The organism is Actinocorallia sp. B10E7, assembly GCF_039871655.1.
Lineage (GTDB): Bacteria > Actinomycetota > Actinomycetes > Streptosporangiales > Streptosporangiaceae > Actinocorallia.
The window spans coordinates 39,275-64,790 of record NZ_JBDPLZ010000003.1 but is presented as its reverse complement, the minus strand read 5'-3'; the positions used below and the strand labels follow the sequence as shown (position 1 = coordinate 64,790).

26 protein-coding genes are annotated in these 25,516 nt (G+C 70.0%); 17 read left to right on the top strand and 9 right to left on the bottom strand.

The genetic code is table 11. The features are described 5' to 3' along the window. The first annotated feature begins 2 nt into the window (after positions 1-2). Genes ABGB12_RS10110 through ABGB12_RS10095 form a run of 4 tightly spaced genes read left to right on the top strand, consistent with a single transcriptional unit; the run spans position 3 to position 4,182 of the window. Positions 3-1,208 carry a cytochrome P450 gene (locus ABGB12_RS10110; protein WP_347676292.1) on the top strand — a complete coding sequence of 402 codons (1,206 nt, stop codon included), beginning with the start codon at positions 3-5 and terminating at the stop codon, positions 1,206-1,208. 13 nt (positions 1,209-1,221) lie between these two features. Next, positions 1,222-2,307 (top strand): TIGR03857 family LLM class F420-dependent oxidoreductase, encoded by a 1,086-nt coding sequence (locus ABGB12_RS10105; protein WP_347676290.1) that lies wholly within the window; start codon positions 1,222-1,224, stop codon positions 2,305-2,307. Then, positions 2,304-3,338, top strand: a complete 1,035-nt coding sequence (locus ABGB12_RS10100) for an aminoglycoside phosphotransferase family protein (protein WP_347676288.1) — start codon at positions 2,304-2,306, stop codon at positions 3,336-3,338. Before ABGB12_RS10105 ends, ABGB12_RS10100 begins: the two co-directional genes overlap by 4 nt. Positions 3,339-3,360: 22 nt before the next feature. Beyond that, complete coding sequence (locus ABGB12_RS10095) at positions 3,361-4,182, top strand: enoyl-CoA hydratase/isomerase family protein (protein WP_347676286.1); 822 nt, start codon at positions 3,361-3,363, stop codon at positions 4,180-4,182. Positions 4,183-4,236: 54 nt separating this feature from the next. Here the strand turns inward: ABGB12_RS10095 and ABGB12_RS10090 are convergent, their stop codons facing one another. Further along, positions 4,237-4,734 carry a nitroreductase family deazaflavin-dependent oxidoreductase gene (locus ABGB12_RS10090; RefSeq protein WP_347676284.1) on the bottom strand — a complete coding sequence of 166 codons (498 nt, stop codon included), beginning with the start codon at positions 4,732-4,734 and terminating at the stop codon, positions 4,237-4,239. A gap of 7 nt (positions 4,735-4,741) precedes the next feature. Next, positions 4,742-5,587 carry an SDR family NAD(P)-dependent oxidoreductase gene (locus tag ABGB12_RS10085; RefSeq protein ID WP_347676282.1) on the bottom strand — a complete coding sequence of 282 codons (846 nt, stop codon included), beginning with the start codon at positions 5,585-5,587 and terminating at the stop codon, positions 4,742-4,744. Positions 5,588-5,693: 106 nt separating this feature from the next. Here ABGB12_RS10085 and ABGB12_RS10080 point away from each other — a divergent pair, with 106 nt between their 5' ends. The 11 genes from ABGB12_RS10080 to ABGB12_RS10030 all read left to right on the top strand — a co-directional run bounded on the left by ABGB12_RS10080 (position 5,694) and on the right by ABGB12_RS10030 (position 16,251). Next, on the top strand, positions 5,694-6,452 hold the full coding sequence (locus ABGB12_RS10080; RefSeq protein ID WP_347676280.1) for an SDR family oxidoreductase: 759 nt from the start codon (positions 5,694-5,696) through the stop codon (positions 6,450-6,452). 51 nt (positions 6,453-6,503) lie between these two features. Beyond that, positions 6,504-7,316 (top strand): SDR family oxidoreductase, encoded by an 813-nt coding sequence (locus tag ABGB12_RS10075; RefSeq protein ID WP_347676278.1) that lies wholly within the window; start codon positions 6,504-6,506, stop codon positions 7,314-7,316. 125 nt (positions 7,317-7,441) lie between these two features. Next, positions 7,442-8,227: an ABC transporter permease gene (locus tag ABGB12_RS10070; protein ID WP_347676276.1), complete on the top strand. Its 786-nt coding sequence runs from the start codon at positions 7,442-7,444 to the stop codon at positions 8,225-8,227. After that, entirely contained in the window at positions 8,227-9,090 is an 864-nt protein-coding gene (locus ABGB12_RS10065) for an ABC transporter permease (protein WP_347676274.1), read from the top strand. Before ABGB12_RS10070 ends, ABGB12_RS10065 begins: the two co-directional genes overlap by 1 nt. Beyond that, entirely contained in the window at positions 9,087-10,112 is a 1,026-nt protein-coding gene (locus tag ABGB12_RS10060) for an MlaD family protein (protein ID WP_347676272.1), read from the top strand. Before ABGB12_RS10065 ends, ABGB12_RS10060 begins: the two co-directional genes overlap by 4 nt. Position 10,113: 1 nt before the next feature. Next, entirely contained in the window at positions 10,114-11,181 is a 1,068-nt protein-coding gene (locus ABGB12_RS10055) for an MlaD family protein (RefSeq protein WP_347676270.1), read from the top strand. Continuing rightward, on the top strand, positions 11,181-12,206 hold the full coding sequence (locus ABGB12_RS10050) for an MlaD family protein (RefSeq protein WP_347676269.1): 1,026 nt from the start codon (positions 11,181-11,183) through the stop codon (positions 12,204-12,206). The genes ABGB12_RS10055 and ABGB12_RS10050 overlap by 1 nt, the downstream gene beginning before the upstream one ends. Then, positions 12,203-13,249, top strand: a complete 1,047-nt coding sequence (locus tag ABGB12_RS10045; RefSeq protein ID WP_347676267.1) for an MCE family protein — start codon at positions 12,203-12,205, stop codon at positions 13,247-13,249. Before ABGB12_RS10050 ends, ABGB12_RS10045 begins: the two co-directional genes overlap by 4 nt. After that, the gene (locus ABGB12_RS10040) at positions 13,246-14,229 is read left to right on the top strand and encodes an MCE family protein (protein WP_347676265.1); all 984 of its coding nucleotides are present in this window, start codon (positions 13,246-13,248) and stop codon (positions 14,227-14,229) included. Before ABGB12_RS10045 ends, ABGB12_RS10040 begins: the two co-directional genes overlap by 4 nt. Positions 14,230-14,236: 7 nt before the next feature. Continuing rightward, a complete protein-coding gene (locus ABGB12_RS10035) occupies positions 14,237-15,520 on the top strand; it encodes an MCE family protein (protein ID WP_347676263.1) in 1,284 nt (427 codons plus the stop codon). Then, positions 15,517-16,251: a hypothetical protein gene (locus ABGB12_RS10030; protein ID WP_347676261.1), complete on the top strand. Its 735-nt coding sequence runs from the start codon at positions 15,517-15,519 to the stop codon at positions 16,249-16,251. Before ABGB12_RS10035 ends, ABGB12_RS10030 begins: the two co-directional genes overlap by 4 nt. 126 nt (positions 16,252-16,377) lie before the next feature. Here ABGB12_RS10030 and ABGB12_RS10025 read toward each other — a convergent pair whose 3' ends face one another. Beyond that, positions 16,378-18,549, bottom strand: coding sequence for a hypothetical protein (locus tag ABGB12_RS10025; RefSeq protein WP_347676259.1), 2,172 nt, complete (start codon positions 18,547-18,549; stop codon positions 16,378-16,380). Between the two features lie 115 nt (positions 18,550-18,664). Next, on the bottom strand, positions 18,665-19,246 hold the full coding sequence (locus tag ABGB12_RS10020) for a carboxymuconolactone decarboxylase family protein (protein ID WP_347676257.1): 582 nt from the start codon (positions 19,244-19,246) through the stop codon (positions 18,665-18,667). Between the two features lie 87 nt (positions 19,247-19,333). Here ABGB12_RS10020 and ABGB12_RS10015 point away from each other — a divergent pair, with 87 nt between their 5' ends. Next, complete coding sequence (locus ABGB12_RS10015) at positions 19,334-19,663, top strand: helix-turn-helix domain-containing protein (protein ID WP_347676255.1); 330 nt, start codon at positions 19,334-19,336, stop codon at positions 19,661-19,663. A 27-nt stretch (positions 19,664-19,690) separates the two neighbouring features. On the opposite strand, the gene ABGB12_RS10010 is transcribed toward ABGB12_RS10015, so the two are convergent. Next, positions 19,691-20,116 (bottom strand): heme-binding protein, encoded by a 426-nt coding sequence (locus ABGB12_RS10010; RefSeq protein WP_347676254.1) that lies wholly within the window; start codon positions 20,114-20,116, stop codon positions 19,691-19,693. 126 nt (positions 20,117-20,242) lie between these two features. Here ABGB12_RS10010 and ABGB12_RS10005 point away from each other — a divergent pair, with 126 nt between their 5' ends. Further along, positions 20,243-21,565: an MFS transporter gene (locus tag ABGB12_RS10005; protein ID WP_347676252.1), complete on the top strand. Its 1,323-nt coding sequence runs from the start codon at positions 20,243-20,245 to the stop codon at positions 21,563-21,565. Positions 21,566-21,569: 4 nt separating this feature from the next. Here ABGB12_RS10005 and ABGB12_RS10000 read toward each other — a convergent pair whose 3' ends face one another. The 4 genes from ABGB12_RS10000 to ABGB12_RS09985 form a co-directional block, all read right to left on the bottom strand. After that, complete coding sequence (locus ABGB12_RS10000) at positions 21,570-22,967, bottom strand: DUF4389 domain-containing protein (protein WP_347676250.1); 1,398 nt, start codon at positions 22,965-22,967, stop codon at positions 21,570-21,572. A gap of 134 nt (positions 22,968-23,101) precedes the next feature. Then, a complete protein-coding gene (locus tag ABGB12_RS09995) occupies positions 23,102-24,226 on the bottom strand; it encodes a hypothetical protein (protein ID WP_347676248.1) in 1,125 nt (374 codons plus the stop codon). 115 nt (positions 24,227-24,341) lie between these two features. Then, on the bottom strand, positions 24,342-24,701 hold the full coding sequence (locus ABGB12_RS09990) for an MmcQ/YjbR family DNA-binding protein (protein WP_347676246.1): 360 nt from the start codon (positions 24,699-24,701) through the stop codon (positions 24,342-24,344). 12 nt (positions 24,702-24,713) lie between these two features. Then, positions 24,714-25,433 carry a cytochrome c oxidase assembly protein gene (locus tag ABGB12_RS09985; protein ID WP_347676244.1) on the bottom strand — a complete coding sequence of 240 codons (720 nt, stop codon included), beginning with the start codon at positions 25,431-25,433 and terminating at the stop codon, positions 24,714-24,716. Positions 25,434-25,516 lie beyond the last annotated feature (83 nt).

Below are 25,516 nucleotides of genomic sequence, written 5' to 3'. Positions count from 1 at the left end.
CCATGGCCGAGCAGCCCGTCAACGACGCCATCAACCTGGTCAGCGGAGAATTCTGGGGACGGAACCCGCATGACGAGTTCCGCTGGATGCGACAGAACGCCCCGGTTTACTGGGATCCGCACGGCGGGGTCTGGGGAATCTCCAAGCACGCCGACCTGCGGCTGGTCTCCCGCACCCCCGAGGTGTTCTCCAGCGCCCAGGGCATCCGCGCGGACAACCCCGCGATGCCGATGATGATCGACATGGACGATCCCGAGCACAAGATGCGCCGCAAGCTGATCAGCAGCGGCTTCACCCCGCGCCGGGTCGCCGACCAGGAGCACTACCTGCGCCGGATCTGCGACGAGATCATCGACGAGGTCTGCGAGCGCGGGGAGTGCGACTTCGTCTCCGACGTCGCCGCGATGCTCCCCCTCATCGTCATCGGCGACGCTCTCGGCTTCCGTCCCGAGGACCGCGGAATGCTGCTGGAGTGGTCCGACGACATGCTCAGGGCCCTCACCGGCGGCGATAACCCCGAGCTGATGGTCAAGGCCGCCGAGGCCTTCGGCGGTTTCAACGAGTACGCGGGCAAGGCCATCGAGGAACGCCGCACATGCCCGATGGACGACCTGCTGAGCGTCCTCGTCCACGCCGAGGTCGACGGCGACCGCCTGGACCACGACTCCCTCCTCCAGGAGTCCCTGCTCATCCTCATCGGCGGCGACGAGACCACCCGGCACGTCATCTCCGGCGGCATGTACCAGCTGTGCCTGCACCCCGGCCAGCGGCGGCTGCTCCTCGACGACCCGGGCCTCATCCCGACGGCAGTGGAGGAGATGCTGCGCTGGGTCTCCCCCATCAAGAACATGAACCGCACCGCGACCCGCGACTTCGAGCTGCGCGGCCAGACGATCAAGGAGGGGGACAAGGTCCTGCTCCTCTACCCGTCGGCCAACCGGGACGAGGAGGTCTTCACCGACCCCGACCGGTTCGACGTGACGCGCACCCCCAACGACCACCTCGCCTTCGGCAACGGGCCGCACTTCTGCCTGGGCAACAGCCTGGCCCGGCTGGAGCTGAAGGTGATGTTCGAGCGGCTCCTGGAGCGTCTGCCCGACATCGAGCCGGTCGACGACGCGGAGCCCTCCCACCGCCCGGCGAACTTCGTGTCCGGCTACGAGAGCCTCAAAGTCCGCTTCACCCCCGTCCCCAAGCTCGCCGGCTGACCCGGAGGCCACCATGGAAGACCTGTGGGAACTGGGGTGCTACGGCCTGGCCGGGCACTCGGACGACCCGAGAGACCTCCTCGAGGAGGTGCGCGCCGCCGAACGCCTCGGAATCGGCGCGGCGTTCCTCTCCGAACGGTTCAACGTCAAGGAGGCGGCGACGCTGTCCGGCGCCGCCGGCGCTGTCACCGAACGGCTGGGCATCGCCACCGCGGCGACCAACCACAACACGCGCCACCCCCTGCTCACCGCGACGTTCGCCACCACGATGCACCGGCTGACCGGGGGCAGGTTCGCGCTGGGGCTGGGCCGCGGCTTCGACATGCTCTTCGACGTGATGGGGCTGCCCCGCGTCACCCAGGCCCAGCTCGAGGACGTCATCGGCATCCTGCGCACGCTGTGGCGGGGCGAGCCCGTCGCCGGGCACGACGGCCCCGCCGGGAGGTTCCCGTACCTGATGCAGGACCCCTCGTTCGACGAGGACATCCCGATCATGCTGACGGCCATGGGCGAACGCACCCTGGAGTTCGCCGGGCGTGTCACCGACGGGGTCGTCCTGCACACCTTCTTCTCCGACGAGACCCTCTCCCGTTCGGTCGAGGCGGTACGGCGCGGCGCCGAGCGGGCCGGACGCGACCCGTCCTCGGTCCGGGTGTGGTCGGTGCTGGCCACCGTCGGCGACCACATCGAGCCGGAGCTGCGGCTGCGCAAGCTGACCGGGCGGCTGGCCACCTACCTGCAGGGGTACGGCGACCTGCTCGTCCGGCTGAACGGCTGGGACCCCGCCGCCCTGGCCCGGTTCCGCGCCGACGAGCTGGTCTCCGGCTTCCCCGGCGCCTTCGACGCGATCGGCACGACCGAGCAGTTCGAACGACTCAACGAGCTGATCCCCGCACAGTGGCTGGAGGCGTCCGCGACGGGTTCGCCGGAGCGCTGCGCCCAGCGGGTGCTCGACCAGTTCAAGGCCGGGGCCGACGGGGTGATCCTGCACGGCGCCACCCCCGCCGAGCTGGAGCCGGTCCTCGCCGCCTACCGCAAGGCGCGTCCGGCGGACTTCGGCGCCCGCGCCGACCTCAACCCTGGACGGAGTCCCCGGTGAGCGTGGTGGACACGCCCGAGGGGCTGACCGCGCCATGGCTGAGCGAGGTGCTGGGCACCGAGGTCTCGCAGGTGGTGTGCCGACCGGTCGGCTCCGGCCAGATCGGAGCCTGCTACCGGCTGGAGCTCACCGGCGCGCCCGGCACGCCGCGCAGCCTCGTCGCCAAGCTCCCCGCGCGGGACGAGGCCAGCCGGGCCTTCCTCAGCCCCGCCTACCGCACCGAGGTGTCGTTCTACCGGGACCTCGCACACACCGTGGAGGCGCGCGTCCCGGTCTGCCACCACGGCGCGATCTCCGAGGACGGCACGGCCTTCACCCTGCTGCTGGAGGACGCCTCCCCCGCCGTGCAGGGCGACCAGCTCGCCGGCTGCTCTCCCGCCCAGGCCGCCGCGGCCGTGGTCAACCTGGCCGGGCTGCACGGTCCCCGGTGGTGTGATCCGACCTTGCTGGACCTGCCGTGGCTGGGCGCCGTCGGCGAGGAGGACGCGAGGTCCCTGGGCGAGATCTTCGCGCCCGCCGTCGAGACCTTCGTCGAGCGGTTCGCGGGAAGGCTCTCCGACACCGACGCGCGCACCCTCCGCGACACCGCCGACCGGGTCGCGGCCTGGGTGTTGGCCCGCTCCGAGCGGTTCGGCCCCGTCCACGGGGACTACCGGCCGGACAACCTGCTCTTCCCTCCGGACGGCGGCTCCGAGGTCATCGCCGTGGACTGGCAGACGCTCAGCCTCGGCCATCCCGTCCGCGACCTGTCCTTCTTCCTCGGCACCGGGCTGCGTCCCGAGGACCGGGCCGCCTGCGAACGCGACCTCGTCTCGCGCTACCACACGGCGCTGACGGGCTACGGGGTCGATGACTACGGCCTTCAGGAGTGCTTCGACGACTACCGGTTCGCCGCCGTCCAGGGGCCGCTGATCACCGTTCTGGGCTGCGCCTACGGGACCCCGACCGACCGGGGCGACCGGATGTTCCTCACCATGGCGCGCAGGTCCTGCGCCATGATCCGCGAGCTCGGCACCCTCGACCTCATCTGAGACCCGACCCGAGAGGGGAACCATGTCCCGCTACGAGACCCTGAAGTACGAGGAGTTCGGACCGGTCGCCCGGGTCACCCTCCACCGTCCGGACGTGCACAACGCCTTCGACGTGCAGATGATGCGGGAGGTGTACGCCTGCTGGCGGGAACTGCGCGACAACGACGACATCCGGGTGATCGTGCTGACGGGCACCGGCGACAAGGCGTTCTCCACCGGCCTCGACCGCGTCGCCGCCGCCGTCGGCGAAGACGACCGCATCCCCGACATCGGGCGGCGGGGCGGCACCCCGATGCACCAGAACGAACCGGGCGACTGGCTGATGCCCAAGAGCTCCGGGAAGCTGTGGAAACCGATCATCGCCGCGGTCAACGGCATGGCCTGCGGCGGCGCCTTCTACATGCTGGGCGAGGTCGAGTTCATCATCGCCGCCGAGCACGCCACCTTCTTCGACCCGCACACCACCTACGGCATGGCCACGGTGTACGAGTCGATGATGATGGCGCAGCGCATGCCGCTGGGCGAGATCATGCGCCTGTCGCTGATGGGCTCCTACGAGCGGATGAGCGCGCAGCGGGCCCACCAGATCGGCCTCGTCCAGGAGGTCGTGCCCGCCGAGGAGCTTCAGGAGACGGCGCTGCGCGTCGCGCAGACCATGGCCTCGCAGCCGCCGCTGGCGCTGCAGGCGACCGTCCGCTCGATCTGGTACACCCGCGAGATGGGCTACCGCCAGGCGATGGCCGCGGGCGACGCCATGGTGCAGCTGGCCATCGACGAGGACGAGTTGTCGGAAGGGCAGCGGGTCTTCAAGTCCGGCAAGAGAATCGACTGGCGTCTACGCTGATCCCTCGCAGGAGAAGGGCCCCGCTCCGGCGAGGGCCCCTCCTCGCGGTCGCGTTCAGCGCGCGCCGTCGGGTGCGGGCTCGCAGATGACGACGGGGATCTCCCGCTCGGTGCGGGCCTGGTAGGAGTCGAAGTCGGCGTACATCGCCACCAGCCTGGGCCACAGCTCGGCCCGCTCCTGCGGAGAGGCGGTCCGGGCGCGCATCCTTCGCTCGTTCCGCCCCACCTGGACGAGGACGTCGGGGTTCGCCTTGATGTTGAGGTACCACAGCGGATTCTTCGGCAGGCCGCCCTGGGAGGCGACGAGGATGACGCGGTCGCCGTCGGGCAGGAAGAGCAGCGGCAGCGTGCGCGCACGCCCCGTCTTGCGCCCGGTGGTCGTGACGAGGCAGACCGGGACGCCGCGCGGGAAGGCGCTGCCGATCCGCCACTTGCCGCCGATCCGGCCGCCGGTCTTCCGGTAGACGAAGACGTTGGCCTGGGACATCACCCGCAGGATCCGCGGGACCATCGGAGAGTCGAAGCCGCGCGGTGCGGACGCCTGTGCGCTCATGGGACGTTCATCCTCGCCATTCGAAGTCGGGCATGCCGGGCAGTCTTCCCGCGACGAGGGCCTCGGCCTGCTCGGGGAGCCCCCCAGCGTACGCGGGGTGGGTGAGGACCAGGAACCGGCCGGCCCTGACGGCGTCCACGACCTGCCCGGCCACCTCCTCCGGCGGGATCCCGTTCTCCACCGTGGCCCTGATCATCTCGTTCATGAAGATCGAGTCGTCGCCGGGCTCGCTGCGCAGGCCGGCCGGCCTGACGCGCTCGGACTCGTGGATGCGGGTGGTCACCCCGCCGGGACACAACGCCGAGACCCGGATCTTCGCGTTCTGCATGGCGAGTTCCTGGGCCAGGCTGAGCGTCGCGGCGAAGGCCGCCCACTTGGAGACGGTGTAGGGGGCGGAGCCGGGGCCGACGAAGAGCCCTGCCACCGAGCAGGTGTTGACGATGTGGCCCTCGTGTCCCTGGTCGAGCATGCGGGGCACGAACGCCCGCGCGCCGTGCAGGAGGCCCCAGAGGTTCACCCGCAGCGCCCACTCGAAGTCGGCCGCAGGCCTGGTCCACACCCGGCCGCCCATGAAGACGCCCGCGTTGTTGCACAGCAGGTGCACCGCGCCGAGGTCGGCGTACACCTGCTCGGCGAACGCCTCCACCTCGTGCTCCTCCCCCACGTCCACGACCCGGGAGACGACCCGGACGCCGCGCGTCCCGGCCAGTTCCCCGGTCTCCGCCAGGGCCTCCCGCTGTACGTCGCCGAGGGCGAGGTCCATGCCCTCGTCCGCCAGCCGCAGAGCCAGGGCCCGGCCGATGCCGCTTCCCGCGCCGGTGACGACGGCCACCCGGCCGTTCAGCTCGTGCATGACGTCTCCCGTCCGAGGCCCCTCGTTTTCGAACTCTCTAAGAGAACTCCCCCGCACGCTAATGTGAGCGACGACATGCCATCAAGTATCAAGTATAAGGAATTTTATGAAGTCCAGAGCTGGCAGCCCCGCGACCGGCGTGATCGTGACCGGGGCGGCGTCGGGGATCGGCGCCGCCTGCGCCCGGGCCCTGGCCTCGGCGGGACGCCCGGTCGCCCTGTGGGACCTGGCCGAGCCCGCGGCCCTCGCCGCGGAGATCGCCGCCGAGACCTCGGTGGCCGCCGTCGGAATGCGGGTGGACGTGACCCGCGCCGCCGACTTCCCCGAAGCCGTGGCCCGCAGCCGCGAGGCCCTCGGCACGATCGGCGGGCTCGTCCACGCCGCCGGAGTCTCCGTCCCCGCCGCCGTCGGCGACCTGGACGAGGCGACGTGGGATGCGGTCCAGAACGTCAACCTCCGGGCCCACGCGCTGCTGGTGCAGGCGCTGCTTCCCGACCTGAGCGCCAACCCCGGCTCCGCGGTGGTCGGCGTCTCCTCCATCGAGGCGTTCGTCGGTCAGATGTTCATCCCCTCCTACTGCGCCTCCAAGGCCGGACTCCTCGGGCTCACCAAGGCGCTGGCCCACCAGTTGGCCTTCGACGGCGTCCGGGTGAACGCGGTGTGCCCCGGATACATCGACACCCCCTTCCTTTCCGTCGCCCCCGAGGAGATGCGCGCGGAGTTCGCCGCCAAATCCCCGTTCGGCCGGATGGGCGGTCCCGAGGAGGTCGCGGGGGCTGTGCGCTTCCTCCTGAGCGACGAGGCCTCCTTCATCACCGGCACCCATCTCACCGTCGACGGCGGAGCCACTGCCGTCGACCGCTGAAACCTGAAACGCTGACGCCGGATAACCCACATCAGAAGAAGGCAGGAAAAAGTGAGCTCACTCAAGGGAACGTCGGCTCTGGTCACCGGCGGCGGCAGCGGCATCGGCCTGGGCTCGGCGGCCCGGCTCCTGGCCGACGGCGCGACCGTCACGATCTGCGGACGCGGCGAGGACCGGCTGCGCGACGCCGTCGAGAAGCTCGGCGGGGGCGGGGACGTGGATTACGTCGTCGCCGACATCACCGACGAGGAGCAGATCGCGGCGGCCGTCGCCCACGCGGCGGAGCGCGGCCCGCTGCGCGCCATCGTGGCGAACGCGGGCGGATCGACCTCGATCGGTCCGATCGGCTCGCTGGACGTCGAGGCCTGGCGGGCGACGATGGAGCTCAACGCCACCGGCACGATGCTGACCATCAAGCATGGTTCCCAGGCGCTGGCCGCGGCGGGCGGCGGCTCGATCGTGGTGATCTCCTCGATCGCCGCCTCCAACACCCACCGCTGGTTCGGCGCCTACGGCGTCTCCAAGGCCGCGGTGGACCATCTGGTCAAGCTGGCCGCCGACGAACTGGGCTGCTTCGGCGTCCGGGTCAACGGGATCAGGCCCGGCATCGTGCGCACCGAGCTGGTCGCCGGGATCGCCGACACCGGCCCGATCCTGGACGACTACATGGCCTGCATGCCGCTGGCCAGGGTGGGCGAGCCCGAGGACATCGCCGAGGCCGTGCGTTTCCTGGCCGGCCCGGAGTCCTCCTGGATCACCGGCCAGGTCATCAACGTGGACGGCGGCCACCACCTGCGCCGGGGACCCGACTACTCCTCCATGTTCGTGCCCATGTTCGGGGAAGAGGCCCTTTTCGGTAAGTGAAAGGGGTTGCTGGCGTGATGTGACGCAGGCTACGGTGACCAGAGCTGGCAATATTGTTGATTATATACAATATCTCCCACTCTCCTCCTCCTGTCTCCCCCACCCCTCGGGAGAAAGGGCCGGTCATGGTCACGTTTCAACCCGCCGCACGGGTTCACCAGGGGCTGCTGTCCCTGGGTGAGATGTTCGCGATCGGGTTCGAGGGACTGCGCCGCACCTGGGACCTCCGGACCTGGTTCTGGGAGTTCGTCGAGCAGTGCGTCTTCCTCGCCCGCGTCACCACTCTGCCCGTCATCCTCGTGGCGCTGCCGCTGGGCGCCACCGTGGCCCTCCAGGTCGGCGACCTGGCGGGCCAGCTCGGCGCCCAGTCCGCCACCGGCGGCGCGGTCATCGTCGGGCTGGTCCGCGAGGTCGCGCCCATCGCCGCCGCGCTCATCATCGCGGGCGCGGGCGGCTCCGCCATCACCTCCGACATGGGCGCCCGCAACATCCGCGACGAACTGGCCGCCATGGAGGTCATGGGCGTCAACCCCGTCCACCGCCTCGTCACCCCGCGCATGTGGGCGGCCAGCGTGGTCTCCACCATGCTGGCCTCCCTGGTCATCATGTCCGGAGCCGTCGGCGGATTCGTCTTCAACGTCCTGCTCCAAGGCGTCACCCCCGGCGCCTACGTCGACGGCGCGATGGGGCTGCTGCGGGTGTCCGACCTGTTCGTCACCCTGTTCAAGGCCTGGCTGTTCGGCATGATCTCCGCGCTGGTCGCCTGCCACAAGGGCATGAACTGCGAGCTGAGCCCGGTGGGCGTCGGCCGGGCGGTCAACCAGTCGACGGTCCTGGCCTTCATGTTGGTCTTCGCCTTCAACTACATCATCACGACCATCTACTTCCTCGCCTACCCCCCGGTGGCCTGATGTACATCCACCTTCCGCGCAAGGCTGTAACCGGCATCACCAGGTTCTCCACCGGCACCGTCGACCGGGCGGCGGACCTGGCCACCTGGCCGCTGTTCCTGGCGAAGGTGGTCTTCTACTCGATCCGCGACATCGTCTTGCGGCTCAAGTACGCCAAGACCGTCGCCCTCCAGGTCAGCGACATCGTCATCGGCGTCGGCGCGACCGTCGTCGGCGGCGGCATGGTGTTCGTCATCTTCATCATGTCGCTGTTCCTGGGCACGGAGGTCGGCCTGCAGGTCTACACCGGGCTCCAGGTCATCGGCGCCGAGTCGTTCATGGGCCTGGTGGGCGCGTTCGTCAACGTCCGCGAGATCACCCCCGTGATCGCGGCGGTGGCCTTGGCCGCCCAGTGCGGCTCGGCCTTCACCGCCGAACTCGGCGCGATGCGCATCGCCGAGGAGATCGACGCCCTCGAGGTGATGGGCATCAACTCGTTCGTCTACCTGGTGTGCACCCGGGTCGTCGCGGCGCTCGTCGCTCTGGTGCCGCTCTACCTCATCGCGCTGTTCGCCAGCTTCTTCGCCACCCGGTTCATCAGCACCCAGTTCTTCAGCCTGGCGCCGGGCGTCTACGACTACTACTTCTACCTGTACCTGCCCATGGAGGACCTCATCTTCAGCACCGTGAAGGTGGCGATCTTCTCCTTCGCGGTCATCACCATCCACTGTTACCACGGCTACTACGCCAGCGGCGGGCCGGTCGGGGTCGGCCGGGCGGCCGGGAGCGCGATCCGGATGTCGATCGTGACGATCGTGACGCTCAACCTGCTGCTGTCCTACGTGTTCTGGGGCCAGGGCGGATCGGTGAGGCTCGCCGGATGAACCTGGACCAGCTGTCGAAAGGACCCAGGGTCCTCATCACCGCCGTCACCGCCGCCGCCCTGGCCGTCTCGGTCCACCTGGTGGTCACCAAGCCGTTCGAGAACAAGGGCATCGCGCTGTCCGCCCACGTCGGCGCCGCCGGCCAGGGGCTGAACACCAGCTCACCCGTCAAGCTGCGCGGTGTCACGGTCGGCCGGATCGAGAGGATCGAGCTGGCAGGGACGAGCGGAGCGAAGCTGACGCTGCGCCTGGACCCCGGTGTCCGGGTGCCCGACTCGGCGACGGCCTCGGTGGAGCCCGAGTCGGTCTTCGGGCCGAAATTCGTCAACCTCCTCCCCGGCGACCACGAGGGGACCGGTCCTTACCTGGCCGACGGCCGGGACATCGCCCGCACCTCCGAGAGCGGAGACCTCGGCGACCTTCTCGTGGACGCCGAGAAGGCCCTCGCGGCCGTCGACCCCGCGGACGTCGCGATCATCTTCGACACGCTCAGCACCGCGCTCGCCGGGCAGGGCGCCGATGTGCGCGGACTGGTCGACAACACCGAGACCCTGGTGGAGGTCGCCCACGACCACCGGAAGGACGCCCGGAAGTTCATCGAGGACCTCGCCAGGCTGGCGCGGCTGCGCGGGATGGGCGACGACCTCGGGACGGTCATCACCGCCGGCGATGCCACCCTGAGCACCCTGAACTCCGGCCAGGACCGGGTGAAGAACCTGGCCCTCGGGGTCTCGGAGGCCACCGACACCGTCGAGAGCGGCTTCACCAAGTACGACGGCGGGCTGACGCAGGGCGTGCGCTCCGCCGAACGGGCCGTCTCGCTGATCAGCGGACAGCTCGGAATCGCGGGCCCCTCCGTCCGGACGATCATCGACCTGCTGCCGATCTACCGGGCGCTGGGCTTCGCTCCCATCGGCGAGAAGAAGCGCATGCTCGCGGTGAACATCGTGCTGCCCGGCGACCCCTGCCAGATGTTCCTCGGCGTCTGCCCCATGGGCGATGTCTCCAGGGGAGGAAGCTGACATGGCCTCAGGACGTTCCTCCGACGCCCGGACCCGCGGCCGCCGCTCCGCGCTCCTCCAGCTCGTCGCGTTCCTCGCTCTCACCGGGACCCTCACCTCTCTCATCGCCTCGCAGATCGCCCGGCTGGACTTCAGCGAGACGTACGAGGTGACCGCCGTGTTCGACGACGTGACGGGGCTGCTCGAAGGCGACAAGGTGAAGATCGCCGGTGCGCCCGTCGGCCAGGTCGGCTCGATCAGGGTCCGGGACGGCAGAGCCGAGGTCGAGCTCAAGATCCGCGCCGAGCACCGGGTGCCCCGCGACAGCCAGGCCGCCATCCGCTGGCGCGACGCGATCAGCCAGCGCGTGGTCTACCTGCTCCCCGGCACGAGCACCGAGCGGTTGCGCGACGGCGACCGCATCCGGCGCACCCGCTCCGTCGTGGACATCGGCGACCTGGTGAACCGGTTGGAGCCGCTCACCCGCGGCCTCGACTCCGGCAAGGTCAACGAGATCCTCATGTCGGTCTACCTCGCGCTGGACGGCAACGAGGACGACATCGCCCGGCTGCTGACCAACGTCGACAAGCTCTCCTCCACCATCGCGACCCGGCTCGAGACGCTCAAGACGATGCTGGACGACTACTCCACCGTCACCGGGATCATCGCCAAACGCGACGAGCAGATCGCCAAGGCCGCCGACGACCTCGTCACGTTGTCCCAGGCGTTCGTCGACAACCGGAAGCTCGTCGACGACGCCGTCAAGGAGCTGTCGGCCATGCTGCGCACCACCGACCGCGTCCTGGGCGAGAACTCCGACGACCTCGCCCAGGTCGTCGACAGGCTCTCCCGGGTCACGGACGGCACGCAGCGCAACCTCGACCCGCTCCTGGAGACCATCACCGTGATGGGGCCCAAGCTCCAGCGGCTGTACGACACCTTCAACGACGGCCAGTACGTGACCGGCACCGCCCCCTGCGTCACCCTCTCCCCCGGGCCGTGCCCCTTCGACCCCAAGCTCGTCGGATCGACGGAGCGCCCCGCCCGGTCCAGCGAATCCCTGCGGAAGCTCATCCTGGGAGGCGAGTGATGGCGCTCAAGTCCTTCCGCGACCGGAACCCGGTCGTGCTCGGCCTGGTGTCCCTGCTGGTCATCGGGCTCCTGCTCCTCGTGGTCTTCCTCACCGGAAGCCTCGGCCTGCTGCAGAGCCGCTACACCATGACCGGGGTGTTCGCCGACACCGGCGGCCTGCACTCGGGCAACGACGTGAAGGTCGCCGGGATCAAGGTCGGCGAGGTGACCGCGGTGAAGCCCGACTTCACCCGGGGCACCGTGCTCATCACCTGGAAGGTGGACTCGGAGGTCGACCTCGGCCCGCAGACCCGCGCGGAGATCAGGACCTCCAACATCCTGGGCGGCCGGTACCTGCGGCTGACCGGCCCGGTCAGCGAACCCCACCTGGCCGGCCTCTCCGAGGAGCGTCGCCGGATCCCGCTGGACCGCACCCGCACCCCGACCACGGTGAACGACCTGCTGGCGTCGGGCACCAGGAGCCTGGCCGACCTCGACACCGAGCTCATCTCCAAGGTCATCGACCAGGTCACCGGGATCTCCCCGCAGACCCGCGAGCGGCTCGTGAGCTCCCTGCGCAACCTCACCGACCTGGCCGACGGCCTCGAGGAGTCCGGGCCGCGGCTCAAGCGGCTGGTCTCCGACGGCGACCGGCTGCTCAAGCTGGCCAAGGCCAAGGACGCCCAGCTGGCCGCACTGGCGCGCAACATCCAGAAGCTGCTCGACGAGCTGCGGGACCGCCAGGCCGAGCTGTCCGTGCTGCTGGGCAGCGGCGACTCGGCGGTCACCCGGATCAGCAGGCTCATCAGCCGTAAGCAGGCCGACCTCATCCGGCTCATCGACGATCTGGAGGGCGTCGTCGGCCGGCTGAACCCGCAGATCGGCGACCTCAACACCCTGCTCGCCTGGATGGGCCCCACGCTGACCGCCTTCAACGCCAGCAACAGCCACGGCCCCTGGGTGGACGCCATCGGAACGCAGCTGGGCCTGCTGTCGGCCGAGGACATCCGCAAGCTCACCGAGAGCATGGGAGGACGACGATGACCGCACCTCGCACGATCCTCGCGGCGGCCCTGAGCGGTTCCCTGATGTTCGGCCTGGGCGGTTGCGGGGTCCTGGGAGGGACCGACGGCTACCCGGTGGTCGTCTACTTCGAGAAGACCCCCGCGCTCTACGAGAAGTCGCGCGTCAAGGTGCTGGGCGCGAACGTGGGGACCGTCGAGGACCTCCGGGTGGAGGACGACAAGGTCCGCGTCGAGCTGAGAGTCGACTCGGACGTCCCGCTCCCCGCCGATGTCAGGGCGACGATCGCCGCGGAGAGCGCCATCGGCGAGCGCAGCGTCATCCTCTTCCCCGCCTGGAAGCCGGGTGGCGAGCGGGCCGAGGCGGGCACGGTCATCCCGGTCGAGCGGACCGAGCCGGCCGTGGAGATAGACGAGGCGCTGTCGGCCTTCACCACGCTCGCCGAATCGGTGGATCCCAAGAAGGTCCGGCAGCTCGTCGGCACCGGGGTCGAGCTGCTGGAGGGGCGGGGCGACTCGATCAACCGGGCGCTGTCGACCACCGCCGAACTCGCCGACGACCTGGCGGCGCAGGACGAGCAGATCGTCTCCGTCGCCAAGGGGCTGCGCGACCTGTCGTCCTCGCTCAACCGCAGAGACGACGAGTTGCGCACGCTCATCGACTCGTTCTCGACGGTCAGCGGGCAACTCGCCGACGAACGGACCCGGCTGAAGAACTTCCTCGTCGGGCTGGAGACCCTCATCCGCAGGGGCGAAGTGGTCATCACCGCCTACCGGGAGAAGCTGCCCGCCACCCTGGCGCAGTCCTCGACGCTGGTGATGACCCTCAAGGCCAACAGCGCCTCGCTGTCGGAGACGATCACCGGCCTCGCGCGGTTCACCGACCTCGCCGTCGGCACCTGGGACCGGAAGAACGACGTCGCCGCCATCCGGGTCCACCTCAACGCGACCATGCGGATCTGGCTGCAGCCCATCTTCGACCTCATGGGCTGGGGCGAGGTGCCCTGCCTGGACAGACCGCTCGGCAACTGCGTCGACAAGACGGTGAAGAGAGGTGGCTCTTGAGAAGGCTGCTCGTCCTCGCCGTCACGCTCTCCACCAGCGCGTGCTCGGTCCAGCTGATCGGGGCGCCCCGGGGCGACCTCACCATCTACGCGGTGTTCGACGACGTGCAGAACCTCGTCTCCGGGCACTCGGTGCAGATCGCCGACGTCCCGGTCGGCTCGGTGACCGAGGTCCGGCTGCAGGGCTACCGGGCCAAGGTGACCCTGTCGATCGTCGACGGGACCAGGGTGCCCGCCGGCACCACCGCCACCGTCGCCAAGGTCTCGCTGCTGGGCGAGAACTACGTCCGGCTGGAACCGCCGAAGGACGCCTCGGGGTTCCTGGCCGACGGCGCGACGATCACCGAGACCGACGTCCAGCCGGGCCTGGAGCAGGTCAGCGAACGGGTCGCGCCGGTCATCGCCGCGCTCGGCGGCCAGGACCTGGGCGACATCATCACCGGGCTGTCCACCGGACTGGAGGGCCAGGGCCCGAAACTCAACAAGATCATAAAGCGGGCCGCCGAGATCTCCGACGACTACGCCGCGGCCAACCGCGACCTGGCGGAGGTCATCGACGGCATGGGCCGGCTCGGCCGGTCGCTGGCCCGCAGCGGGCAGTCCCTCGACCGGCTGCCCGACACCCTGCTCGAGACCACCGCCCGGGTCCGCAAGGACCGCAGGGAGCTCAAGCAGGCGGTGAAGGAGCTGACCGAGATGGCCGAGGCGGTGAACGCGAAGGTCCACGTCGAGCACGGCGCCCGGCTGCGCACGCTGCTGCTGCGGCTGGACGCCGTCCTGCGCAGGATGGTCAAGGGCAAGGACCAGCTCAAGGCCTTCGCCAACGGCCTGCTCACCGGCTTCGCCAAGGCCCCGTCGATGACCCATGAGGGCCAGGCCCTCATCCACGTGTGGCTGAACGGCTTCCTGCCCACCGGGTCGGCCCGGGAGAAGAATCCGGACTTCGCCGACACGCTCGAAGACCTCATGGGACCGAGGTGAGGAGCGCATGAGGCCACGGATCCTGCTCAACCTCGGTGTCTTCGCCGCCGTCGCCCTCGTCATGGCCGTCTGGGCGGGCACCACCCTCCTGCCGATCCGGATCGGAGAGGAGACCTTCCGGGTGCGGATCGAGTTCGCCTCCCTGCCGGGCCTGCGCCAGGACCTGGAGGTCGACTACCTCGGCGTGAAGATCGGCCGGGTGGACGAGATCGAGCTGAAGACCGGCCGGGTGGACGTGACGGTCGAACTCGACGAAGGCGTCGACGTCCCGCACAACGCGACGGCCCAGGTGCTGCGCAAGTCCGCGGTCGGCGAACCGTACGTGGAGTTCACGCCGCCGACGGGCCGGCGAGGGACGCCGTTGAAGGACGGCGACGTCGTCCCGATCGCGAACACCAAGGTCGCCGTCGAATACCAGCGCCTGTTCGAGAGCGCCGGGAGGCTGCTGAACTCGGTGACGCCGCAGGACATCAAGACGCTCACCGGCGAGCTGGCGACCGGTCTGGAGGGGCAGGGCGACAACCTGCGCGACACTCTCGCCGACCTCGACCAGCTCACCGGGACGCTGGCGGACGAGTCCGGCGTGCTCGACGCGCTGGCCGTCCAGCTCACCCAGCTGACGCACACCCTGTCCGGATCGCGGACCGAACTCGCGTCGGGCCTCAACGACCTGGCCGCGTTCACCGGGACGCTCAGCGACTCCCGCGCCGAGCTCGACAGCCTGCTGGACCGCTCACCCGGCTTTCTGGAGCAGGTGAACGGGCTGCTGAAGGAGTCCAAGCCCGGGATGCGCTGCCTGCTCACCGCGCTGGAGACCCGGAGCACCCCGCTGTTCACCGGCAGGAACGCCAAGGAGCTGAACCGGGCGCTCAAGAGCATCCACAGGGACTTCCCCGAGGTCTCCGACCACATCCTCATCAAACGGCCGGAAGGCATGTACGCGAAGGTCAAGCTGCTGATCACCCTGGCCGGGCCGACCCCCAACGCCCAGGAGTACTCCCAGGAGCTCGCCGACCCGTACGTCCCGCCGGTCTACTACTGCAGGACCGGCACCGACCAGCGGAGCGCGGAGCCTCGAAAGGCCGTGGACGCCACGCGGCAGCGCGAAGAAGCCCCAGCCGCACACGGGCGGGCTCCCCAACCGTTCACCACGATCGCGCCCAAGGCCGCCGGGTCCCCCGATAAGGGGAAAGGCGACCGGCTGACCCTGCTGCCCGTCCTCGTCAGCGGCCTCGTGCTGTTCGGCGTCGCCGCCCACACCGTCCGCCGTTTCCGTAGCACGTCTCGATGATCACCCGGGAGACCAAGATGACGACGAAGGCCGAAGACATCACCGAGGACGCCGCCGAAGAGCTCGTCGAGGACGCCGAGGAGACACCCGACGCGGAGCCTGAGGAGGCCGCGGAGGAGAAGCTTCCGCCGAAGCGGAAGGCGAAGAAGTCCGACGGGGACACCGTGGTCGTGCGCGTCCCGCTCGGCAGGGTCCTCCTCGTCGCGGCCGTCGCCCTGGTCCTCATCGCGTCGGCGACCACGGCGGTCCTGCAGTGGCGGGAGGCGAGCCGGCTCGGCGACGCGGCGCGCACCGAGCAGCTCGTCAGGACCAGGTCCGCGGAGTTCAGCCAGGCGCTGCTCGCCTACCGGCACACCGACCTGGACGGCGCCCGTGAACGCATCCGCTCGCTGTCGTCCGCGGAGTTCGGGCAGAGCTACGAGACGGCCTTCGACGGCCTCGCCGACGTCATCAGGAAGTACGAGGCGAACGCCGAGGCCACCGTGCGGGACATCTACGTCAACGAGATCGACGGGCAGCGCGCCAGGTCCCTGGTCGTGCTCGACACCCAGGTGAACAGCACCGCCGGGCTGAGGCGTGTGCTCGGCACGAAACTCATGCTGGAGCTGATCCTGGAGAAGGGGGTCTGGAAGGTCGACTCGCTGGTCACGCTCGCGGCCGACGACGAGAGCCTCACCAAGCCCGACGGCACCACCGAGAAGCCCGGCTCCGGCCCGGAGAAGACCCCCTGAACGTGAAAAGGCTCCCGGTGACCGGGAGCCTTTTCACGGGGCGAGGAGAGCGAGACGACTGGTTCTTTTACAGAGAAAGGTGAGAAGGAAGCCGCCTCATGGCCTCGCCTTCGAGAAAGATAGCACTCAGGCGGGGATCAACTCGATCAGATTAGTCAGATCGAGCACCCGCGATCCTTCGGCGAGCCCCTCGGGCCGCTCCAGACCGACGAACGTCACGGGGACGTCCGGGAGCGCCTCCTCACCGAGGAAGGTGACCGTTCCCGCCTTCGCGGCCCACAGGTCCGTCAGGTGGCGGACCCGCAGGAACTCTCGGTCCACGAACGCGCGGACCAGGGACTTCACCGTCGCGTCGGTCGTCTCCACCTGGTTGAACTCCAGCTCACCGCGCAGGAACAGGTGCAGCCACTTGGCCCGCCACCTCCCGTCCTCTCCCCGCAGGAAGACCAGCGGCAGCGCCGTCCGGCCCGCCCCCCGCAGGTCGGACTTCATCCGGACCGTCGCGGGCTCGAACGGCGCACCCGCCTGCTCGGCGTCGCGCGTCATGAAACCGAAGAACGACTCGGCGACCTCGTGGAAGCCTTCTCCGTCGTAGATGAACACCTCCGGAATGACGACACGGTGCTCCAGCACGCCGAGATGCAGGTTGATGAACTCGCTGGCCCCCTCCCGGGCGGAGGTGATGTCGCCGGAGTGCTCCCCACCGAATCCCTCCAGCTGCGTCCATGAGAGCTGGGAGACGTTCGTGTAGGCCTCATCGAGCAGGAGCACCGACAGGTCGTAGTCCGTCTCTTCCTCCCGTTCCCGCCAGTAGATGAAGAAGCGCAGCAGCTCGCCTTCCACCGACGACACCGAGCCGCGCGGCAGCACCCCGAACCCAGACGGGGACGATTTACCCGAAAGGGGCAGCGCCACCGGCCACACGTCCCGGTCGATCACCAGGTGCTCCACCTCGGGCAGCCGCCGCGCCACCTCGGCGTCCAGGATCTCGCACAGCCGCCCCGCCAGTTCCGCGTCGAGCGGCTCCCGCCGGTCCTCCGCGACCCACGCCCTGCCATGCCGGTTGATGAAGACCCGGCTCCCTCCCCGGGAGGCGACCCGGTTCGCCAGGTGCTCCCGCATGGACAGCAGCACCCGTCCCGAGGTCCGCTCCACCGAGGCCTCGACGGCCTCCAGCACCAAGCGGCGCTCCTCTTCGGAGGACGCCGAACGCGCCAGCCAGTCCAGCGACCGGAACATGAAGCCCGGAGCCGAGCCCAGCAGCTTCACCGCGCCCGGCATGTCCCCCGCGTCCATCGCCGTCTGCACCCGAGCGGGGAACGACCGCACCGCCTCCTCTCCCCGCGCGACGGCGAACACCCGGGCCGCGTGCGGCCACCTCGGGTACTCGTGCGGGTGGAGCCGCTCCCCCAGCCGCTTCCACTGCTCCCGGTGGGGCGGGACGTCTCCGAGCTTCGCCGGCGACGCGGCCACGAGCCCGTCCAGCGCGGCCAGCAGCGCCTTCCGTTCCCTGCGCGTCAAAGAGCGGAACCGGGCCGGCTCCAGCCCCGCGTCCCCGCCCGAGAGCACCAGAGCCAGCCGGAGCACGTCGGTGACGGTGTCGACCAGCAGGTCCCGCCCCGCCGCCAGCCGCACCCGGTTGACGACGGCCCGGTTCTCCCGCACCGGGATCACCTCGGGCTGCGGCCCGTCCGCGCAGTGCTCGGCGAGCTCACGCAGCGCCTCGAGACCGTCCTCGCCGAGCGGTGCCCGGCTGCCCGCGAGCTCCAGGTACAGCTTCGACGCCTCCTCCTCGACCGTCCCGCCGAGGTGCAGCAGCGTGACCCTGTCCCCGGCCGCCGGGATCAGTTCGTCGTGCGCGGCGAGCATCTCCTCATAGCCGTGCAGATACCGCCCGTAGGACGGCAGCGCCAGCAGGTTCAGCCCGCCTCCCTCGGTGAGGGCGTCGATCCCTCCCGATTCGATGACGGCGGGATCGAGCAGCGCCTCGGCCAGACACCGTGCCCAGAACTCCACCGTGTCCGGCACCCCGGCCGGGAAGTCCTTGAAGTAGGTGTTGTGCCGGACGTGGTCGCCCACCTCCCGCCGCACCGCCCCCAGCGTCCGGACCGCGAGGTCGACGACGGTCCCCTCGTCCAGCCCGGTGAGGTGCTCCATGGCCGCCCGGGACAGCTTGAATCCCGCGGACATGAGCACCGCGTCGAACTGCCGCGCGACGACGGAACCGTCCCCCGTGCCCCCTTCGGGACGGGGCAGCCGACGGGTCCTCCGGATGATCAGCGCTTCAAGATCGCACATCGTCGCATCATCCCAGCCACGGCACGCCCTCGCTCCTGATTTATCCGCCTTGTCCGCCACTCGAGCGGTGCGCGTTCCTCCGGAGACCGCGCCTCGCGACGCCCGGCAGGCGTTCTCAGCCCGCCGCGGGCGCCGACTCCCGGTAGTCGGCGAATCGGGGCGCGTCCGGCTCCAGTTCGACGCCGGCTCCGTTGGCCGCGTAGCAGACCGCGTGGTACCAGCCGGCCAGGAGCAGGAGGTCGAGGATCTGTTCGGCCGAGTAGAAGGCGGACAGTTCGGTCCAGACGGCATCATCCAGGGTGCTGCGGTCATGGAGTTGGTCGACAGCGCCGATGAGCGCCCTTTCCGCCGCGTCCGTCCAGCACGGGTCGGCTGGGGAACCATGGGTGAGCGAGCGGACCTGGGCGTCGCCGAGCCGGGCTTTCGCGGCGAAGAAGGCGATGTGCACGCCCCACTCGTACTCGCAGCGGCACAGAGCGCAGGTCCGGTCGATGACGATCTCACGCGCCCGGAGCGACAACGACATCGACGGCCCCAACTCGTACCGCCCCCAGCCGGCCATCGCCTCGGTCATCACCGGGTTCAGCGCGAAGGTCCGGAACAGGCCGATCGGCGGCACGCCCGCGGGCATCAGGGACTCCAGGAGCGGTCCGGTGCGGTCGTCGTACGGGGGCTCGAGGGGAACGATCCGGGACATGGCGGCCTCCATCCGATCACGTTTCTGATTCAGAAACATCCGCGACGCACTGTAGTGTTTCGGAAAAAGAAACGCAAGGTGGTGGCGATGACTCCCCGACCCGGACGGAAGGTACGCGGCTCGGACGGCGGCCGTCCCTTGATGGCGGCCCTGGACCTCCTGGGCAGGCGCTGGGCCCTGCGCGTCCTGTGGGAGCTGCGCTCCGAACCCCTGGGCGCCCGCGCCTTGCGCGACCGCTGCGACAGGATGTCGTCAAGCGTCCTGTACGCCAGACTCGCCGAACTCCTCGAAGCCGGACTGATCGAGCAGGACGGATCCGACCGCTACCTCCTCACCCCTCAGGGACGCTCCCTGAGCCGTGCCATCGAACCCCTGGACGCGTGGGCCCGCGACTGGGCGGACTCCCTTGACGCCTGACCCCGGAGCGAACCGCCTCGACCACTCTCACTCGCCGTGGAAGACGGCGAAGGCCGCCCGGGCCGCTTCGGCGCACTGGACGTCCTGTTCCGGGGAGGCTCCGCTGACGCCGATCGCGCCCACCAGTTCACCGTCGTGCCTGAGGGGAAGGCCGCCCGGGAGGGTGGTCAGCCGGTAGGGGACCTGGTCGTCCACGAGGGCGAACAGGTCCGGATAGGTCTCGCGGAGGCCGGCCATGGCCTCGCTGGGACCGCGGAAGGCCGTCGACGTCCTGGCCTTGGCGCGGGCCACCTCGGGCGTGAACCAGGGGGCTCCGTCGGCCCGTACGACGAGTATGTCCGCGCCTCCGGCGTCGACCAAAGCGACACTGACCCTGAGGCCGTCCGCGGCGGCGCACTCCAGCGCGGCGTCGACGGCCGCGCGTGCCGCCTGAAGCGGCAGTTTCTTTCCCATGAGCGGTCTTTATACCGTTCCCCCGGGCCGCTGGGGGTTCACGCACGGCGATTCCCTCCTCGTCCCCGGGAAGGAGTCCTCGCCGTCCGCAGGGCAGAATCTGTTGAGCGAGGGAGGGGGCCCGAGGTGAACGAGGATGGGGAACGTGCCGGAACCGAAAGCGTCCCGCCCTCCCCGCCGTCCGGCCTGCGCCACTCGATGCGGGCCTTCCGGCACCGGAACTTCACGATCTTCTGGCTCGGGGCGCTGACGTCCAACACCGGGACCTGGCTGAGCAACCTCACGGTGCCGTACGTGCTCTACCAGCTCACCGGAAGCGCGTTCTGGGTGGGGCTGGTGAGCCTCTGGCAGTTCCTGCCGGGGCTGTTCTTCGGACCGCTGGGCGGAGCCCTGGCCGACCGCCACGACCGCAGGCGCGTCCTGCTCGCCACCCAGACGGGCATGGCCGTCGCGGCGTTCCTGATGTGGGCGTTCTGGGCGTCGGGCCTGCGCGAGCCCCTGGCGCTGCTGGCCCTGGTCGGCCTCGGTGGGCTCTTCCACGGACTCAACCTGCCGAGCTGGCAGTCGTTCGTCAGCGACCTGGTACCGCGTGACGACCTGCGGTCGGCGGTGTCGCTCAACTCCCTGCAGTTCAACGCCGCCCGCGCCGTCGGCCCGGCGATCGCCGGAATCCTGCTGGCCGCCCTCGGCCCCTCCTGGGCCTTCTTCCTCAACGGGCTGTCGTTCTTCTTCGTACTCGCCGCGCTCACGCTCATCAGCGGCACGGGTGACTCCGGACCCGCGGTCTCCTCCTCCGACGGCGTCACCCGCCAGTTCACCGAGGCGCTGCGCTACATCCGCGGCAGGCCCGGCATCCTCGTCTCCCTGCTGGTCTCCGTCCTGGTCGGGGTGCTCGGCAACCCGGTCTTCCAGCTCACCGTCGTCTTCGCCGAGAGCGTCTTCCACACCGGAGCGATGGGGCTGGGCCTGCTCAACGCCGCCCTCGGCATCGGCGCCGTGCTCACGACTCCGCTGGTCTCCGGCGGTTTCAGCGGTCTGAGCCTCAGCCGGATGGTCCGCTGGGGCCTGGTCTTCTACGGGGTCGCCCTCATCGCCTTCGGCGCCGCCCCCGGCTACCTCTTCGCCATGTTCTCCCTGGTCGCCGTGGGCGGATGTTTCCTCGCGGTCATCTCCGGGGTGAACACCGCCGTCCAGCTCATGGTCGCCGACCGGCTGCGCGGCCGCGTGATGGCCTGCAGGATCATGGTGACCACCGCCTCCTTCCCCGTCGGCGGCCTGCTCCAGGGCCACCTCACCGACTGGCTGGGCCCCCGCCCCACCATCTGCGGTGCGGGCGCGCTGATGCTCCTCTCCTCCCTCCTCCTGATCTGCGGCTTCGGCCGGATCCGTCTGAACCGCCTCGACGACCCCCACGACACCGACGACCCAGCCCCGGCGGAGCAGCGGTGACCCTTCACTCCGGGCGGGCCAGCCTGATGCTCAGGACGATCAGGATCGCGCCGAGGCCGAGCAGGACCACCGTCGCCACGTACAGGCCCGTGGCGATCCCGGAGATTCCGGGGAGGGTCGCGCCCAGCCGGAGGTCCGCGGTGATGCCGGGGGACGCATCGGCGTTCATGACGACGACCGTCCACTCGCCTTCACGGACGTCCCAGGTGAGCTGCTGGGTTCCCGGGCCGGCGGTCTTGGCAGCCCAGAAGGGCTGGAGTTCGGGGCGGGGCGGCGCCGTCGCGCCGGGCTCGCCCTCCTGGACGAGGTCGCGCTCGTCTCCTCGGGAGAAGACCGTGTGGGTGATGCGCTCGTACGGGACACCGGAGAGATAACGCTCCACCTCTGCTCGGGGCCCGATACCCACGAACAGCGGCTTGCCGTCGCGGGCCGTGATCCGGACGGTGCCGAGGAAGTCCCGCAGGAACTCGACGCCTTCTCCCCTGATCTCGGCCTCCTCGGAGACCAGCGCGTAACCCGCCCCGGACGCCCGTTCCAGGTCCGTCGAGAGGTAGCCGTCCGAGCCGCGCGATCGGTCCACCGCGGTGATGGCGACCGCCGCCGCGAGGGTGCCGAGCGCGAGAGCGGCGGCCAACGCGCCGGCCGCCATGAGGAACACCGGCCCTGCCGACCAGCGCGCCGGGCGTTTCGCGGCCGGGGGCTTCGCCTCGACGGCCCCGGCCGCAGGTTCGTCCCGCGTTGACGCCGGTTCGTCGCCGCCCTGGTCGAGCCGGAAAGGCGGGTACACGTCCGTCATGAGAGCCGCATAGGCCACGACGCGGTACACCCAGCGCTGCATGCCGAGGACGAAGTCGAAGACGCCGCGCGGATAGCGCGCGGAGAAGAGCAGGGCCACCGCCGCGAAGAGGACGAGCAGCCCGATGAGCCCCCAGTCCAGGGCCGGACCCGAGTCCTCCCACGTCCCCGACGCCATCTCTATTCCGGGACCGGTGAAGAAGGCCACCACCAGATAGTGCGGGATGGCCAGCAGCCACCACTTCACCAGCACCAGGCCGCGCGACAGCCTCTGCGGCGGGGCGATGTCCAGACGCGCCGGATAGTCCGGCACGTCATGCAGGGTGAAGGGCGGGTACCGATCGGTGCCGAGGGCCCCGTAGGCGTAGTAGGACACGCGCCACGTCCAGCGCAGCACACCGACGTTGAACTCGAAGATCGTGTGCGGGTAGCGGCCGGTGAAGAGGATCGCGAAGAACGCCACGACCGTCAGCACGAAGAAGGCGATCCACAGGAACACCAGGACGAAGTAGTGCGGAAGCGCGAGAATCCATTTGACCAGCCAGAGCCACCGGCTCAGCCGGGAATCCAGCGTCGCCGTCAGCCGGACCGCGGACCGTTCTGCCATGGGAACACCTTGGGTTGTGGCCGGACACCCGCCCAGCACCGCTTTCCGAGTGCCGAATATCCTCCCCACCCCGGCCGCGCGTCACGCGTCCCTTCTCCTGCGACCTTCTTCCATGAGGTGAAGCCCTCAGCCGGCTACCAGGGGACGGACATGACGGAGACGTGGTTGTCGGTGGGGTCGTAGTACGACATCAGCATGGCGGACGAGGTACTCAGCTCGGGGTGGCCGAAGTACGCGCGGCACAGGTTCCATCCCGACTGGGCGCCGCAGGGGGCGGTGCCGGTGGTGAGCAGCGTCCAGGGGCCGGTGGGCGAGCTCGCCCGCCAGACACGGAAGTCGCCGGCGATCGACGGCTGCTCGATCAGGATGAGGCCCTTGCCGACCGAGGAGAAGTCGTCGACGTGGACGGCGACCGGAGTCGCGGACGGGACGACGGACGCCGCGGCGTTGTGGTCGGCGTCCCAGGCGCTGCCCGTCCAGTAGCGGTAGGACGAGGCGTTCTGCCAAGACGCCGGGTTCGCGGCGACCCGGGCGACGGTCGTCTTGCCCGCCGTGCAGCCGCCCCACACGATCGAGTCGCACTTGAAGCCGTAGAGGTAGAGGTAGCCGTCGCGGAAGACCGGGGAGCCGAGGATCTTCTGGAAGGGCAGACCGCTCGGCTCGGTGAACACCCGCTTCTGGCCGCTCAGCGTGTTCGTCGACGGGTCGTACTCGACCAGTCCGAAACCCTCGCCGGTCATGTCCTGCGGGTGCACGCAGACGTCGGTGTAGACGATGAGCATTTTGTTCGGGTTCGCAGTCGACGGCTGCCGCGCCACCCCGGTGATCCAGGAAGCCTGGTACGCCGAGCCGGGCACCGTGCACTCCGTCCCGTCCGGCAGCACCAGCCCGGTGGGCTTGGGCAGGAAGCCCGACGGAGGCCGGTTGCTCGGCAGCGTGCCCACCGCGGCGGGCGGGGTGGGCAGCTCGGTGATCCCCGTCGGGACCTGCCCCGGTGTGTAGGGGCCTCTGGCCGCGGTGGCCCCCAGCCAGAAACCGGACCACGTGCCCGACCACTCCGAGTCGCAGAACAGCCAGAGGCTCTGCTGCACGCCGGGGATCTTCTCGCTGAAGCCGCAGTCCCGGTTGACGACGTTGCCTGGGGCCGACGTCTCGAAGTTCGACAGCACCTTGGCGGGCGGGGGCGCGTCGGCGCGTGCCGCGGACGGCACCGCCGCCACCACGGCCGCGCACAACACGGCGACCAGCTTCCTGACCATGGGACCTCCCTGAAGAGACTCCCGTGATCATCGGTGCTCACCCCATCCGAAACCAGTCCCGAGTCCAAAACCGGTCACCATCCGTCAGTGCCGCTCATGGATACGGGCTCGAGCCCTACTCCTGAGGGTGGAGGGCGCCGTGGGGCTCGAGCCGCGCCGCGAGACGCCTGGGAGCCGACAGCCGCCAGGCCTCGGTGACGAGTTCGGCCAGCTCCCCGGGGTCGACTCTCGCGAGATCGACCTCCACCCAGGCGAAGCGGCCGCCCGCCCAGGAAGGGGAGAAGATCTCGGGATCCTCCGCGACCAGTGCCTCCTGCTCCTCCCGGGTGGCCTTGAGCATGACCGTCTCCTCGGACTCGTGCAGGTAGCAGAATCCCTTGCCCCGCACCCGGAACCCTGTCAGGTTCGGATGGCCGTCGTTCCGGGTCACCTCCGGCAACTCCCCCACGGTCTTCAAGAACACCTCGACGCTCATGGTCGAGCTGTATCACTCGGCCCTGACACTTTCGGGCCCCGCGCGTCCGGTCCTGGTGGAGCGGGAAGCGGGGCGCCAGGTGGAGACGAGGGCGGCGGCCAGGAGGAGTTCGGCGATGTCGCCGCCGTAGTACATGAGCTCGGCGCCGCCTCGGACCTGGTCGACGGGAGCGTGGACGCCGATGAGGAACCCTGCGTAGAGGAGCTGGGAGACGACGGCGTGAACGGCGATCGCGACGCCCAGGACGACCAGGCGGGCCGGGACGGTCGGCCGGTCGGGGGCGGGGTCGGGGCCCGCGATGACCCAGGCGAACAGGCACCCCGCGGCCAGGAAGTGGAGATGAAGGAGCGCGTGGAGGACCGGGTGGACTGCGGTGGCGTCGTACAGAGGAGTGAAGTACAGGACCGGCAGGCCGCCTGCGCTCAACGCCAGGGCCGCCCAGGGACGGGTGAGCGCGTGGACGGGACGGCTGCGCAGGACCCCGGCGAGGACGCGGGCGCGTGCGGCGGGCAGGGCACCGTGCTCATGCCCCGAATGCGACAGGAGAGCACTCATCGGGTTCGGCCGGCGGCGTCCCGTGCCGGTTCCAGAAGCTCGCCGCCGCGCTGCAGCAGATGACCGCCCGTCCCACAGCGTGTTCATCTCCAGCCCCGGCACGGTGTACGGCGAGTAGTAACCGATCCCGACGTTGTCGCTGTCGGTGCTGGAGAGCATGTGATGCCACTGCAGCACCTGAACGCGGCTCCCCCATCCCTATCCCGCATCGGCTCCGGGTAACCGACTGCGTCGTGCTTCCGCGGGCGGGCGCTTCAGGC

Coding starts and splice junctions, on each gene's coding strand:
- ABGB12_RS10110 (WP_347676292.1), top strand. CDS start 3: ATGGCCGAGCAGCCCGTCAACGACGCCATCAACCTGGTCAGCGGAGAA.
- ABGB12_RS10105 (WP_347676290.1), top strand. CDS start 1,222: ATGGAAGACCTGTGGGAACTGGGGTGCTACGGCCTGGCCGGGCACTCG.
- ABGB12_RS10095 (WP_347676286.1), top strand. CDS start 3,361: ATGTCCCGCTACGAGACCCTGAAGTACGAGGAGTTCGGACCGGTCGCC.
- ABGB12_RS10090 (WP_347676284.1), bottom strand. CDS start 4,734: ATGAGCGCACAGGCGTCCGCACCGCGCGGCTTCGACTCTCCGATGGTC.
- ABGB12_RS10085 (WP_347676282.1), bottom strand. CDS start 5,587: ATGCACGAGCTGAACGGCCGGGTGGCCGTCGTCACCGGCGCGGGAAGC.
- ABGB12_RS10080 (WP_347676280.1), top strand. CDS start 5,694: ATGAAGTCCAGAGCTGGCAGCCCCGCGACCGGCGTGATCGTGACCGGG.
- ABGB12_RS10070 (WP_347676276.1), top strand. CDS start 7,442: ATGGTCACGTTTCAACCCGCCGCACGGGTTCACCAGGGGCTGCTGTCC.
- ABGB12_RS10065 (WP_347676274.1), top strand. CDS start 8,227: ATGTACATCCACCTTCCGCGCAAGGCTGTAACCGGCATCACCAGGTTC.
- ABGB12_RS10060 (WP_347676272.1), top strand. CDS start 9,087: ATGAACCTGGACCAGCTGTCGAAAGGACCCAGGGTCCTCATCACCGCC.
- ABGB12_RS10055 (WP_347676270.1), top strand. CDS start 10,114: ATGGCCTCAGGACGTTCCTCCGACGCCCGGACCCGCGGCCGCCGCTCC.
- ABGB12_RS10050 (WP_347676269.1), top strand. CDS start 11,181: ATGGCGCTCAAGTCCTTCCGCGACCGGAACCCGGTCGTGCTCGGCCTG.
- ABGB12_RS10045 (WP_347676267.1), top strand. CDS start 12,203: ATGACCGCACCTCGCACGATCCTCGCGGCGGCCCTGAGCGGTTCCCTG.
- ABGB12_RS10035 (WP_347676263.1), top strand. CDS start 14,237: ATGAGGCCACGGATCCTGCTCAACCTCGGTGTCTTCGCCGCCGTCGCC.
- ABGB12_RS10030 (WP_347676261.1), top strand. CDS start 15,517: ATGATCACCCGGGAGACCAAGATGACGACGAAGGCCGAAGACATCACC.
- ABGB12_RS10025 (WP_347676259.1), bottom strand. CDS start 18,549: ATGTGCGATCTTGAAGCGCTGATCATCCGGAGGACCCGTCGGCTGCCC.
- ABGB12_RS10020 (WP_347676257.1), bottom strand. CDS start 19,246: ATGTCCCGGATCGTTCCCCTCGAGCCCCCGTACGACGACCGCACCGGA.
- ABGB12_RS10015 (WP_347676255.1), top strand. CDS start 19,334: ATGACTCCCCGACCCGGACGGAAGGTACGCGGCTCGGACGGCGGCCGT.
- ABGB12_RS10010 (WP_347676254.1), bottom strand. CDS start 20,116: ATGGGAAAGAAACTGCCGCTTCAGGCGGCACGCGCGGCCGTCGACGCC.
- ABGB12_RS10000 (WP_347676250.1), bottom strand. CDS start 22,967: ATGGCAGAACGGTCCGCGGTCCGGCTGACGGCGACGCTGGATTCCCGG.
- ABGB12_RS09995 (WP_347676248.1), bottom strand. CDS start 24,226: ATGGTCAGGAAGCTGGTCGCCGTGTTGTGCGCGGCCGTGGTGGCGGCG.
- ABGB12_RS09990 (WP_347676246.1), bottom strand. CDS start 24,701: ATGAGCGTCGAGGTGTTCTTGAAGACCGTGGGGGAGTTGCCGGAGGTG.